Raw genomic sequence first — 12,792 nt, 5'->3', positions numbered from 1 at the left:
TACACATAGGAGAATTCGCTATGCCGCTCAACATTCGCAGTGAAGAAGTAAATATGCTTGCCGAAAAATTGGCGGCGCGCACGCGGTTGAACAAAACGGCTGCCGTGAAGCTGGCCCTGGAAAACGAACTGCGCCGTGTCGAGGAGGCGATCCCTCTGTGGGAGCGGCTGAAGCCTTTGCGCGCGAAAATTGCGGCCTATCCGGACACCGGCCTTGCGGCAGACAGGGCGTTTTTCGATGACCTCAGCGGCGACTACTGATGTTCGTCGATGCGTCGGCAATCATCGCAATTATGACGGAAGAGCCTGAGGCCGAGGACCTTGCGGCGGCGCTCGATGCCGCGCGCTCGCCGCGGCCGATCACATCGGTCGTGGCTGCATGGGAAGCGACTGTTGGGCTGTTTCGCAAAAAGCGCATTCCCATGGCAGAAGCTGAAGCGCGAGTGCAGGAGTTCCTTGAAGCGGCTGGGGTCGAGGTTCTGGCGATTTCGAGCCGTGAGTTGACCGCCGCGCTGCAAGCCTTCGATCGCTATGGACGGCACCGCTATCCGGACGCTGAACGCAATAGTGCGCTCAATCTTGCCGATTGCTTCCATTATGCCACCGCGAAATCCTACCAGGCGCCGATCCTGACCATAGATGCGGGATTTGCGCTTACCGATGTCGCGACTGTGGGTGCCAAGACTTGAGATATCGGAAGGGGAGGGCGGCATCCGCCATGCGCTGGCGCCGGGGAAGCGCGTCGTCGCAACTGACCTGTTGATGCCGCGATCGGCGTGCTGCTGGAAGGCATACCGGCTAGACTCGCGCGCGTGAAGCTCTACGCTGCGGCGACATCCGCCGAATTCGAGCCGATATAGTTGCGGATCGTCTCGATGATCCGGTCCTGATCGGCTTCGCTCAGGTAAGGGTGCATGGGCAGGCAGAGAATCCGCTTTGGCAGCTCCTCCGAAACGGCAAGACCGGACGGCGTGCGCGGATAGTCGCGGTAGGCGATCTGGCTGTGCAGCGGCTTCACGTAATAGATGACCGAAGGAATACCCTTTTCGCCGAGATGCGCCTTGAGCCCGTCGCGCTTCGGCGTCTCGACGGCGTATTGCGCCCAGGCCGAACGGCCGCCGTCCAGGTTGCGCGCCGCCTTGAGGATGTCGCCGAGCCCTTCGGCGTAACGATTTGCAACCGCTTGCCGGGCAACCATCTCGTCTTCGAGAATGGCCAGCTTCTCGATCAGGATCGCCGCCTGCAACGTGTCGAGCCGCGAATTGATGCCGACGCGGACATTGTCATACTGGGTTTCGCCCTTGCCGTGGAAGGCGAACGAGCGGAGCTGTTCGGCCAGCGCATCGTCATTGGTGAACATCGCGCCCCCGTCACCATAGCAGCCGAGCGGCTTTGCCGGGTAGAAGCTGGTCGAGCCGACCGCGCCGAACGAACCGCACATCTTGCCGTCGATCGAGCCGCCCATCGACTGGGCAGCATCCTCGATAACCATCAGCCCTTCGCGGTTGGCGATCGCCATGATCGCCTCGTAGTCGGCGGCAAGCCCGAACAGGTCGACGGGAATGATCGCCCTTGGCTTCAGCCGGCCTTCCGCCTTGATCATGGCGATGGCAGCCTCGAGGCTGGCGATGTCGATGTTGTAGGTATTGGGATCGACATCGACGAAAACCGGCTCGGCCTTGGCCAGCGCCACCACTTCCGCCGTGGCGGCGAAGGTGAAGCTCGGCACGAACACCGCGTCGCCTGGGCCGATGCCGGCCGCAAACAGCGGCAACAGCAGCGCGTCGGTGCCGTTGGCGCAGGCGACGACATGCTTGGTGCCGATATAGGCGGCGAGCTTATTTTCGAATTCGGTGACCTCAGGTCCCAGAATATAGCGTCCCTCATCGACGACGCGGTCGATCGCCACTTTCAGCCTGTCGCGGATTCGTTCGCGCTGCGCGCCAAGATCGATGAACTGCATGTCGGCCTCAAAACGGTACTAGCCAGATAACCGGCCGCTGGTATCAGAGTTGCGCCAGCCGAGAAAGCTGCACGAACCAAACCGCGAATTGCTCAAGTGTCGCAGCCTGTTACCTCTGATTTCCGAGGTGCCCTTTGAAGATGCCGGAAATCCGGGCTTCATCAGGCATCATTTGGTTTTCATATCGCGTCGCGTCCGGCCGGCGAAACATAAAGTGATCGCCAAGCTGGGTGTATCGCCGTCCAATCAGGCGATTTCGTGCCGCCATGGCGGATTGGCGCCGGCTCGCGACACGGTAACCGCCGCAGCCTTGGCGCCGAGCGTCAGCGCCTTGTGGATGGCGTCTTCCGGCAGATTGGCGATCGCCTCCTTCGACAGCAGGCCTTGCTCGTGCAGCGAGGCCAGGATGCCGGCGTTGAACGTGTCGCCGGCGCCGACCGTATCGACCACCTCGACCTTGTCCGGCACGACCGTGACCTTGTGATCCCTGGTGTAGCCGGCAGCGCCTTCGCTGCCATGGGTGACGACGATCAGGGTCGGGCCCCGATCCAGCCAGTTGCGGACGACGTCTTCGTGCGAGCCCGCTTCGCCGAACCAGTTGAGGTCCTCATCTGACAGCTTCACGATGTCGGCCATCGCCATCATCGAGCGGATGCGCCGGAGATGCTTGGCCTTGTCCGGAATGAAACCGGGTCGAATGTTGGGGTCGAGCATCATGACGCGGCGCTCATGCTCGCGCCGCATGAACTCCTCGTAGGCCGATCCGGCAGGCTCCGAGATCAGGCTGATGGCGCCGAACAGCATGGCTTCGATCTCGCTGCCGAGTTTCGGCAGATCGTCGACGGTCAGCATGCGTCCGGCTGTGTTTTCATCGTAGAACGTGTAGGTCGCCTGGCCGTTGTCCAGCCGCACGAAGGCGAGCGTGGTCGGCCGGGGAGATGTGTGCGCATAGGTGGAACTGACTTTGCTCTCTCCAAGTGCGTCCCTGAACTGGCCCCCGAACAGGTCCGACGACAGGCCGGAAAAGAAACCGGCGGGTGCTCCCAGCCTGCCGAGCGCAATAGCGGTGTTGAACACCGCGCCGCCGACATAGGGGGCAAAGGCCGGCTCGCCCTCCGTCGTGGTACGCGGCAGCATGTCGATCAGGGCTTCGCCGCAACAGAGGATCATGATTTGCTGTTCTCCGGCGGATAGATCACACCCTTGCGGATGATGATGTTGGCCGCGACGATCGCGTGCGCGGATCTGAACCGTAGATAGAAGCCGGCGCCGGCAAGCGCAACCGCCTTGCAACCATTCCGGTCAGCAAACTCAGGCACTCCTGGAAATCGTCGTCGAACCGATGAGGAAGCGCTCGGAAAGCGGCAGGCTGGCGCCGCCCAGGGCACGTGCATGAATACCGACAGTCCCCTCGCGAACGGCTGGGAGCTTCAGGCCTTCGCCGTCGATGTTGCCGATGGCTTCGACAACGGCATCGACGAGCCGGCGCCGCACGGCCTTCGGCATCCACCCGTCGATCACCGCTGCCTCGAAATCGATAACCGAGGACGCCGCCACGATGGCATAGGCGAGCGCCTGTGAGGCGCAGGCGATCCAGTCGTCAAGCTCGACGCCGATCTCGCCCCAATCCTCCGGTGACGTCCACAGATGCGAGGCCTCGACACCGCGCGCGTTGAGCGCCTTTTCCAGCATGGCGATCGACGCCACGTCGATCAGTTGGGTCGGCTTGCCGTCCGGTCCGGGCACCGGCATCGAACCCAGCGCGCCGGCATTGCCGGTCGGCCCGCCAAAAAGGTGACCGTTGAGCACGATGCCGCCGCCGGCGAAGGCGCCGATATAGAAATAGACGAAGTCGCGCGCCGCACCCGCCTTGCCGAACACCAGTTCGGCGCCGCAAGCCGAGGTGGCATCATTCTGCAGATAGACGGGGAATTCGCACTGCGCCTGGATATCGGCGCGGATGTCGCGGTGGCGCCATTCGTCCATGACGTCGCGCGGCGCACCTGCCGTATCGGCCCAGTTCCACAATTCGAACGGCATGGCGATACCGAGCCCGGCAATGCGCTTGTCCTGCGCCGGGGTGAGCTCGCCGCGCATCGTCTTCATGCCCGAGGTGACGAATTCGACGGTCTCGCGCGGTGCCGGATAGCGGTAGGAATGCTGCAGCATCGAGCGTACATTGCCGAGAAAGTCGATCAGCACGAGTTCGGCGCTGCGACGGCCGATCTTCAGGCCAATGAAATAGGCGCCATCGGGATTGAGCGCCATCGGAATGGAAGGTTGGCCGATCTTGCCGCGCAACGGCGCCTGGCGGACAAGGAGCTTGTCCACCTCGAGCTCGCGCATGATGACGGAAACTGTCTGAGCCGAAAGTCCGGTCATGCGCGCAATGTCGGACTTGGCCAGGCTGCCGTGCCGACGCACCAGAGACAGCACCAGCCGCTCATTGTGGTCTCGCATGCCGCTCTGGTTGGTGCCGCGATGAATGCGGCTTTCGGCTGCCTCGGGCGAACCGTGCCCCGTAATGCCGGTCTCCACCCTTGTTCCTCCCGTCGTTTCCCCTCAAAGCTTTTGGGGCCAGAATGAGTGAACGATGCAGCCCTGTCAATAATAAATAAGAGTGATTTAATTATTGACAGAAACCTCGGCCTGGTGTTGTGTTGGGCCAGGCGTCCACGCCGGGAGAAGTCGTCTGGATGCTTGTGCGGATGCCGGTTGGCTGGCATCTGAAATGGTTCCACTGGGAGGAAAATCGTGACCAAGACAGCACTATTGAAGTCCACCGTTTTTGCCGCGGCCGGACTGGGTCTGATGGCGTTCACCTCGGCCGCGTCCGCTGCCGACGTCGGCGCCTGCCTGATCACCAAGACCGACACCAACCCGTTCTTCGTCAAGATGAAGGAAGGCGCGGCCGCCAAGGCCAAAGAGCTCGGCGTTGAGCTTAAAGCCTACGCAGGCAAGATCGACGGCGACAGCGAGAGCCAGGTGGCGGCGATCGAAAGCTGCATCGCCGACGGCGCCAAGGGCATCCTGATCACCGCGTCGGACACCAAGGGTATCGTCCCGGCGGTGAAGAAGGCACGTGACGCCGGTCTGCTCGTGATCGCGCTGGACACGCCGCTTGATCCGCTCGACGCCGCCGACGCGACTTTCGCGACCGACAATCTGGAGGCCGGCAAGCTGATCGGCGCGTGGGCCGCCGCGACGCTCGGCGACAAGGCCAAGGATGCCAAGATCGGCTTCCTCGACCTGACGCCCTCGCAACCGACGGTCGACGTCTTGCGCGACCAGGGCTTCATGATGGGCTACGGCATCGACGTGAAGGACCCCAACAAGATCGGCGATGAGGACGATGCACGCATCGTCGGCCACGATGTCACGAACGGCAACGAGGAAGGCGGCCGCAAGGCGATGGAGAACCTTCTCCAAAAGGATCCCGGCATCAATGTCATCCATACCATCAATGAGCCGGCAGCCGTCGGCGCCTACCAGGCGCTCAAGGCCGTGGGCCTCGAAGGCAACGTGCTGATCGTCTCGGTTGACGGCGGCTGTCCCGGCGTGAAGTCGGTCGCCGAGGGTGTGATCGGCGCGACCTCGCAGCAATATCCGCTCCAGATGGCGGCACTCGGCATCGAAGCGATCGCCGCTTTCGCCAAGGATGGGACGAAGCCCAGGCCGACCGAAGGCAAGGATTTCTTTGACACGGGCGTCAACCTCGTTACCGACAAGCCGGCGGAAGGCGTGAAGTCCATCGATACCAAGGAAGGCCTCGCCAAGTGCTGGGGCTGATGCTGGTCTGACAGGCAACAGAACCGATCGGCCGGGGCTTGATCCCCGGTCGTTTCGGGCGGACGATGCGCTATCGCAAGCGCGAACAATTCCGGCGGCAGATCGGGAATGGTTGGACGGGCGTCGGCGTGGCTGAGGCCCCATGGGAGGAAACATGGCTCAGGTTCAGGAATTCGAAAAGGCTCTCTCGAACAGCGAGACAAGCGTTGCTGCTTTTGACGAGCACGGCACGTCGATCGTCAAGCGCATCCAGCATTTTTTGCATTCCACTCCGGCTGCGGTGCCGCTGATCGTGCTGGTTCTGTCGATCGCTGTCTTCGGCGTCACCATCGGAGGGCGGTTCTTTTCGTCCTACACGCTGACGCTGATCCTGCAGCAGATTGCCATCGTCGGTATTCTCGGAGCCGCGCAGACGCTGGTCATCCTTACAGCCGGCATCGACCTGTCAATCGGCGTGATCATGGTGATTTCGGCCGTGATCATGGGCAATTGCGCGGTCACCTATGGCCTGCCGACCTTGCTTGCGGTGGTGATCGGGCTTGCCGCCGGCGGGGCCTGCGGGCTGCTCAATGGGCTGCTGGTCGCCTACATGAAGCTGCCGCCCTTCATCGTCACGCTCGGCACCTGGAACATCGTCATGGCCACGAACTTCATCTATTCGGCCAATGAGACGATCCGCGACGCCGACGTCGACGCCCAGGCGCCGCTGCTGCATCTGTTTGGCCTGAACTTCAAGGTCGGCACGGCGGTGCTGACGTTCGGTGTCATTGCCATGGTCGTGCTGGTGCTGATCCTGTGGTACGTGCTCAATCACACGGCATGGGGCCGCCATGTCTACGCCGTCGGCGACGATCCGGAGGCGGCCAAGCTGTCTGGCATCCAGACCAAGAAGGTGCTGATCTCGGTCTACACGCTTGCCGGGCTGATCGCTGCTTTCGCTGCTTGGGTCTCTATCGGCCGCAACGGCTCGATCTCGCCGTCCGCCGCCGTCACCGACTACAATCTGCAGGCGATCACCGCGACGGTGATCGGCGGCATTTCCCTCTTCGGCGGGCGCGGCTCGATCCTGGGCACGCTGTTCGGCGCGATGATCGTCGGCGTCGTTTCGATGGGCCTCAACATGCTGGGCGCCGATCCGCAATGGAAAGTGCTGCTTACCGGTGTGCTGATTATCGGCGCCGTGGCGATCGACCAGTGGATCAGAAAGGTTTCGGTGTAACCATGACCCAGGAGCCCATCCTCACTGCGCGCGGCCTCGTCAAGCGCTATGGCCGCGTCACCGCACTGAACAGCTGCGACTTCGATCTCTATCCGGGAGAAATCCTGGCCGTGATCGGCGACAATGGCGCAGGCAAGTCGACGCTGATCAAGGCGATCTCTGGCGCCGTGATCCCGGACGAGGGGATCATCGAGTTGGACGGCAAGCAGGTGCTCTTCAAATCGCCCATCGAGGCCCGCGAGGCCGGCATCGAGACCGTCTACCAGAACCTGGCGCTGTCGCCGGCGCTGTCGATCGCCGACAACATGTTCCTCGGTCGCGAGATCCGCAAACCGGGTTTTCTGGGCGACTGGCTGCGCATGCTCGACCGGCCGGCAATGGAAAAGCGCGCCCGCGACAAGCTCACCGAACTCGGTCTGATGACCATCCAGAACATCAGCCAGGCGGTGGAAACGCTCTCGGGCGGCCAACGCCAGGGCGTGGCGGTGGCGCGCGCGGCCGCCTTCGGCTCGAAGATGGTCATCATGGATGAGCCGACGGCGGCGTTGGGCGTCAAGGAGAGCCGCCGCGTGCTCGAACTGATCCTCGACGTGAAGAAGCGCGGCCTACCGATCGTGCTGATCTCGCACAACATGCCACATGTCTTCGAGGTGGCCGACCGCATTCACATCCATCGGCTTGGCCGTCGCCTCTGTGTCATCGATCCCAAGCAATATACGATGTCCGACGCCGTCGCCTTCATGACCGGAGCGAAGCTTCCGCCGGAGGCGGCGCTGGCGGCCTGATGCATGTCGCCCAAAAGTGCGTAGCGGTTTTGGGATAACGACATGCATAAACGAGAAAGCATGTCGCCCAAAAGTGCGTAGCGGTTTTGGGATAACGACATGCACGCATCGCGGAAGCCGCCCAAACGCGACGCGCTTTACGTTGCTAAACTGCCGCAGGGTAAGCTGCCCCGCGGCAATCTAACTCGATTGAATGTATAACAAAATATGCGCTAGCATGGGCTGGGAGGAATGGTGAAAGCCAGTATGATCATGGCAACCGCACGAGAGGCGACATGACGCACGCGATGGCATCCAAAGCTCCCATTCTCGAAACCCCAGATCCCAAGACTCTCGCTGACGAAGTCCTCAAGGCCCTCAAATACAGGGTCGGCAAGGGCACCGCAGTCGCCACGCAATACGACTGGCTCACCGCCTCGATCAAAGTCGTGCGTGACCGCATCGTCGATCACTGGATGCAGGCGACGCAGGAGGCCTATGCCCAGCAGGAAAAGCGCGTCTACTATTTGTCGCTGGAATTTCTCATTGGCCGCCTGATGCGCGATGCCTTCTCCAATCTCGGCCTGATGGACAATATGCGCGAAGCGCTGCGGTCTCTCGGCGTCGACCTCGACCTCATCGCGGCCCTCGAGCCGGATGCAGCGCTTGGCAATGGCGGCCTCGGCCGGCTCGCCGCCTGCTTCATGGAAAGCATGGCAACCGTCGACATCCCCGCGCATGGCTATGGCATTCGCTACGCCAACGGCATGTTTCGTCAGGAAATCCATGACGGCTGGCAGGTCGAGCTGCCCGAGACCTGGCTCGATCACGGCAACCCCTGGGAGTTCGAAAGGCGCGAACGCTCCTTCGAGGTCGGTTTCGGCGGCGCGGTGGAATCGATCACCTCGAAGGACGGCCGGCTTGAGCGCCATGTCTGGAAGCCAATCGAACATGTTCTGGCGGTTGCCTACGATACGCCGGTGGTCGGTTGGCGGGCCAACCGCGTCAACACGCTGCGGCTCTGGTCCGGCATGCCGATCGATCCGATCCTGCTCGACAAGTTCAACGCCGGCGACCACATTGGTGCGCTCGCCGAAAGCAACAAGGCCGATGCCTTGTCGCGCGTCCTTTACCCTGCCGATTCCCACAAGGCCGGTCAGGAGCTGCGGCTAAGACAAGAGTATTTCTTCTCGACCGCCTCGTTGCAGGACATCATCCAGCGCCATCTCAGCCAGTATGGCGACCTGCAGTCGCTGCCCGACAAGGCGGCGATCCATCTGAACGACACCCATCCGGCCATCGCCGTGCCCGAGCTGATGCGCCTGCTGATGGATGTCCACGGCATGGATTTCGACCAGGCCTGGAGCATCACCAAGCGCACCTTCGGCTATACCAACCACACGCTGCTTCCCGAAGCGCTCGAAAGTTGGCCGGTGCCGCTGTTCGAGCGGCTTTTGCCGCGCCATATGCAGATCGTCTACGCCATCAACGCTGAAGTGCTGTTGGAGGCGCGCGCCTCCGACCAGTTCTCGGATGAACAGATCGGTCGCATCTCGCTGATCCAGGAAAATGGCGACCGCCGGGTACGCATGGGCAATCTGGCCTTTGTCGGCTCGCACTCGATCAACGGCGTCTCTGCCCTTCACACCGAGCTGATGAAGGAAACGGTGTTTGCCGACCTTCACAAGCTCTACCCCGACCGCATCAACAACAAGACCAACGGCATCACACCGCGTCGTTGGCTGATCCAATGCAATCCCGGTCTTACCGCGCTCACCCGCGAGGCAATCGGCGATCGCTTCCTCGACGACATCGACGCGATCAAGGAGCTCGATGCCTTTGCCGACGACGCCGCCTTCCGCGACAAGTTCGCGACCGTCAAGCGGGCGAACAAAGTCAGGCTTGCCAATCTCGTCGCCGACCGCCTCGGCATCAAGGTCGATCCCTCGGCGCTGTTCGACATCCAGATCAAGCGCATCCACGAATACAAGCGCCAGCTGCTGAACATCCTCGAAGCGATCGCGCTCTACGACCAGATCCGCTCCCATCCGGAGCGCGACTGGATGCCCCGCGTCAAGTTCTTCGGCGGCAAGGCGGCGCCCAGCTATCACAACGCCAAGCTGATCATCAAGCTCGCCAACGACGTCGCCAAGGTCATCAATCGCGACCCGGCTGTTCGCGGCTTGCTGAAAGTGGTGTTCGTGCCGAATTACAATGTCAGCCTGGCCGAGATCATGATGCCGGCCGCCGACCTTTCGGAGCAGATATCGACCGCCGGCATGGAAGCCTCCGGCACCGGCAACATGAAATTCGCGCTGAACGGTGCGCTGACCATCGGCACGCTCGACGGCGCCAATGTCGAGATCAAGGAATGCGTCGGCGACGACAACATCTTCATTTTCGGCCTGACCACTGAGCAGGTCGCCGAGCGGCGCAGCAACGGCTACGATCCGCGATCCGTGATCGAAGCCTCTCCCGAACTGGCGCAGGCGGTGGCTGCCGTTTCGTCGGGCGTCTTTTCGCCTGACGATCCGGAACGCTATCGCGACCTGATGAACGGCCTCTATCAGAGCGACTGGTTCATGGTCGCAGCGGATTTCGATGCCTACGCCGCCACCCAGCGCGACGTCGACGCCGTCTGGCGCAACAGCCCGGATTGGCACGCCAAGGCAATCCGCAATGTCGCCCGCGTCGGCTGGTTCTCATCCGACCGCACGATCCGCCAATATGCGAAAGAAATCTGGAACGTGCCCGTCTGATATGATTGCATGAGGCCACGAACAACGTGGTCCCGGGGAGGGTCACTGCCTGATGAGGAAGCCGCGCGCGACCGCTGCGACAAGCGGGCCGGATGGACTGGCGTCAGCCGGTGATGTCGCGGCGATTGTCGCCGGCACGCATGGTGATCCTTTCGCTGTCCTCGGTGTGCACGAGGTTGACAAGGGCTTTGTCGCCCGCTGCTTCGTCCCTCATGCCGAGCTCGTCACTGCCTATACGCTGACCGGCAAGAAAGCGGGCGAACTCTCCAGGCGCGACGAAGGCGGCTTCTTCGAGGGCAGGCTGTCGCTCAAAAAGCGACAGCCCCTGCGCTATCATGCGCGCAATGCCGGTGGCGACTGGTGGCTGACCGATCCCTATTCGTTCGGTCCGGTGCTTGGTCCGCTGGACGACTATTATATCGCCGAGGGTTCGCATCTCAGGCTGTTCGACAAGCTCGGCGCGCATCTCATCGACCACGAGGGTGCGTCCGGCGTGCATTTCGCCGTCTGGGCGCCCAATGCCAGGCGTGTGTCGGTGGTCGGCGACTTCAACGAATGGGACGGCCGCAGGCATACGATGCGCGTCCGCCGCGACACCGGCATCTGGGAGTTGTTCATTCCCGACATCGGCGCCGGCCGGCCCTACAAATACGAGATCATCGGACCCGATGGCGTGAGGCTGCCGCTGAAGGCCGATCCGTTCGCCTTCAAATCCGAACTGCGCCCGGCCACCGCTTCGGTGACGGCGCTTCCGCCGGCGCATCAATGGGGTGACGAGGCGCACCGCAATTTCTGGCGCAACACCGACCCCAGGCGCGAGGCGGTGTCGATCTATGAGGTCCATGCCGGCTCCTGGCAGCTTCACGACGACGGCAGCTTCCTGTCGTGGGACGAACTCGCCGAAAGGCTGATCCCCTACGTCGTCGACACGGGTTTCACCCATATCGAATTCATGCCGATCTCCGAACATCCCTATGACCCGTCCTGGGGCTACCAGACGACAGGCCTCTACGCGCCGTCGGCCCGCTTCGGCGATCCGGACGGTTTTGCCCGCTTCGTCGACGGCGCCCACCGCGCCGGCGTCGGCGTCATCCTCGACTGGGTGCCGGCACATTTCCCGGTGGACGCGCATGGCCTGGCCAATTTCGACGGCACCGCGCTCTATGAGCATGCCGACCCGCGCAAGGGCTTCCATCCCGACTGGAACACCGCGATCTACAATTTCGGCCGTCGCGAGGTGGTCTCGTTCCTCGTCAACAATGCGCTGTTCTGGGCTGAGAAATACCACGTCGACGGTTTGCGGGTCGATGCCGTCGCCTCGATGCTCTACCTCGATTATTCACGCAAGGCCGGCGAATGGATTCCCAACGAAAAGGGCGGGCGCGAGAACCTCGAGGCGGTCAGCTTCCTCCAGAGGATGAACAAGGAGGTCTATGGCCATCATCCGGGAGTGATGACGATTGCCGAGGAATCGACCTCATGGCCAAAGGTCTCGCAGCCGGTGCATGAGGGCGGACTGGGTTTCGGCTTCAAGTGGAACATGGGCTTCATGCACGACACGCTGGAGTATTTTTCCAAGGAGCCGATTTTTCGCAAGCATCACCACAACGATATCACCTTCGGCCTGGTCTACGCCTTCTCAGAGAATTTCGTGCTGCCGCTCTCCCATGACGAGGTCGTGCACGGCAAGGGCACGCTGCTCGGCAAGATGGCCGGCGACGACTGGCAGAAATTCGCAACGCTGCGCGCCTACTACGCCTTCATGTGGGGCTACCCCGGCAAGAAGCTGTTGTTCATGGGACAGGAATTCGCCCAGCGCCGCGAGTGGAGCGAGGCGCGCGCGCTCGACTGGAACTTGCTCGATTTCCGGCTCCACCGCGGCGTCCGGCAAACGGTGCGCGATCTCAACTATCTTTACCGTTCGCGCCCGGCGCTGCATGCGCGCGACTGCGAGCCGGAGGGCTTTTCCTGGCTGATCGTCGACGACAGCGCGAACTCCGTCTTTGCCTGGCTGCGTAGCGCGCCGGGCGGAAATCCGGTCGCCGTCATCTCCAATTTCACGCCCGTGCCACGCGACAATTATCGCGTGCCGTTGCCGACGGCCGGAAAATGGCGCGAGATCATCAATACGGACGCCGCCGACTATGGCGGTTCCGGCAAGGGCAATGGCGGCGCCGTCGAGGCTCGGGCGGAAGGAGGAAGCATCTCGGCGACGATGCTGTTACCGCCGCTGTCAACGATCATGCTCGAATTTGCTTCGGAATGAGCGATGTCTCGCAGCGCGTAACTTGGGAGGATA

General features: G+C 62.3%; 10 protein-coding genes and 1 pseudogene. 7 read left to right on the top strand and 4 right to left on the bottom strand.

The window, feature by feature from the left end; all coding sequences use genetic code 11:
• Positions 1-20 precede the first annotated feature (20 nt).
• Complete coding sequence (locus EN885_RS01215) at positions 21-260, top strand: type II toxin-antitoxin system VapB family antitoxin (RefSeq protein ID WP_128241574.1); 240 nt, start codon at positions 21-23, stop codon at positions 258-260.
• Positions 260-688, top strand: coding sequence for a type II toxin-antitoxin system VapC family toxin (locus tag EN885_RS01210; protein WP_127288725.1), 429 nt, complete (start codon positions 260-262; stop codon positions 686-688). The genes EN885_RS01215 and EN885_RS01210 overlap by 1 nt, the downstream gene beginning before the upstream one ends.
• A 131-nt stretch (positions 689-819) precedes the next feature.
• On the opposite strand, the gene EN885_RS01205 is transcribed toward EN885_RS01210, so the two are convergent.
• From EN885_RS01205 to EN885_RS01190, 4 genes and pseudogenes are all read right to left on the bottom strand, one after another.
• Positions 820-1,962 carry a DegT/DnrJ/EryC1/StrS aminotransferase family protein gene (locus EN885_RS01205; RefSeq protein WP_095486100.1) on the bottom strand — a complete coding sequence of 381 codons (1,143 nt, stop codon included), beginning with the start codon at positions 1,960-1,962 and terminating at the stop codon, positions 820-822.
• A gap of 246 nt (positions 1,963-2,208) precedes the next feature.
• Positions 2,209-3,132 carry a carbohydrate kinase gene (locus tag EN885_RS01200; protein ID WP_128241573.1) on the bottom strand — a complete coding sequence of 308 codons (924 nt, stop codon included), beginning with the start codon at positions 3,130-3,132 and terminating at the stop codon, positions 2,209-2,211.
• A pseudogene (locus tag EN885_RS01195) lies at positions 3,129-3,257 on the bottom strand (transporter); the annotation flags it as partial. The pseudogene EN885_RS01195 and the gene EN885_RS01200, both read right to left, overlap by 4 nt.
• Positions 3,258-3,273: 16 nt before the next feature.
• Positions 3,274-4,500: an ROK family transcriptional regulator gene (locus EN885_RS01190; RefSeq protein ID WP_126103160.1), complete on the bottom strand. Its 1,227-nt coding sequence runs from the start codon at positions 4,498-4,500 to the stop codon at positions 3,274-3,276.
• 234 nt (positions 4,501-4,734) lie between these two features.
• Here EN885_RS01190 and EN885_RS01185 point away from each other — a divergent pair, with 234 nt between their 5' ends.
• From EN885_RS01185 to glgB, 5 genes are all read left to right on the top strand, one after another.
• Positions 4,735-5,751, top strand: a complete 1,017-nt coding sequence (locus EN885_RS01185; RefSeq protein WP_164897763.1) for a sugar ABC transporter substrate-binding protein — start codon at positions 4,735-4,737, stop codon at positions 5,749-5,751.
• 154 nt (positions 5,752-5,905) lie between these two features.
• Positions 5,906-6,970 (top strand): ABC transporter permease, encoded by a 1,065-nt coding sequence (locus tag EN885_RS01180; RefSeq protein ID WP_128241571.1) that lies wholly within the window; start codon positions 5,906-5,908, stop codon positions 6,968-6,970.
• Positions 6,971-6,972: 2 nt separating this feature from the next.
• Positions 6,973-7,755, top strand: a complete 783-nt coding sequence (locus EN885_RS01175) for an ATP-binding cassette domain-containing protein (RefSeq protein ID WP_029355791.1) — start codon at positions 6,973-6,975, stop codon at positions 7,753-7,755.
• 275 nt (positions 7,756-8,030) lie between these two features.
• Entirely contained in the window at positions 8,031-10,493 is a 2,463-nt protein-coding gene (locus tag EN885_RS01170; protein WP_128241570.1) for a glycogen/starch/alpha-glucan phosphorylase, read from the top strand.
• Between the two features lie 52 nt (positions 10,494-10,545).
• Entirely contained in the window at positions 10,546-12,759 is a 2,214-nt protein-coding gene (gene glgB / locus EN885_RS01165; RefSeq protein WP_095486094.1) for a 1,4-alpha-glucan branching protein GlgB, read from the top strand.
• Positions 12,760-12,792: the final 33 nt, after the last annotated feature.

Source organism: Mesorhizobium sp. M6A.T.Cr.TU.014.01.1.1 (assembly GCF_004022765.1).
GTDB classification, from domain to species: domain Bacteria; phylum Pseudomonadota; class Alphaproteobacteria; order Rhizobiales; family Rhizobiaceae; genus Mesorhizobium; species Mesorhizobium mediterraneum.
This window is presented reverse-complemented; position numbering and strand designations above follow the sequence as displayed.

What these genes read in the sequence shown, in the direction of transcription:
- EN885_RS01215 (WP_128241574.1), top strand. Translation starts at nt 21, where the DNA reads ATGCCGCTCAACATTCGCAGTGAAGAAGTAAATATGCTTGCCGAAAAA.
- EN885_RS01210 (WP_127288725.1), top strand. Translation starts at nt 260, where the DNA reads ATGTTCGTCGATGCGTCGGCAATCATCGCAATTATGACGGAAGAGCCT.
- EN885_RS01205 (WP_095486100.1), bottom strand. Translation starts at nt 1,962, where the DNA reads ATGCAGTTCATCGATCTTGGCGCGCAGCGCGAACGAATCCGCGACAGG.
- EN885_RS01200 (WP_128241573.1), bottom strand. Translation starts at nt 3,132, where the DNA reads ATGATCCTCTGTTGCGGCGAAGCCCTGATCGACATGCTGCCGCGTACC.
- EN885_RS01180 (WP_128241571.1), top strand. Translation starts at nt 5,906, where the DNA reads ATGGCTCAGGTTCAGGAATTCGAAAAGGCTCTCTCGAACAGCGAGACA.
- EN885_RS01175 (WP_029355791.1), top strand. Translation starts at nt 6,973, where the DNA reads ATGACCCAGGAGCCCATCCTCACTGCGCGCGGCCTCGTCAAGCGCTAT.
- EN885_RS01170 (WP_128241570.1), top strand. Translation starts at nt 8,031, where the DNA reads ATGACGCACGCGATGGCATCCAAAGCTCCCATTCTCGAAACCCCAGAT.
- glgB (WP_095486094.1), top strand. Translation starts at nt 10,546, where the DNA reads ATGAGGAAGCCGCGCGCGACCGCTGCGACAAGCGGGCCGGATGGACTG.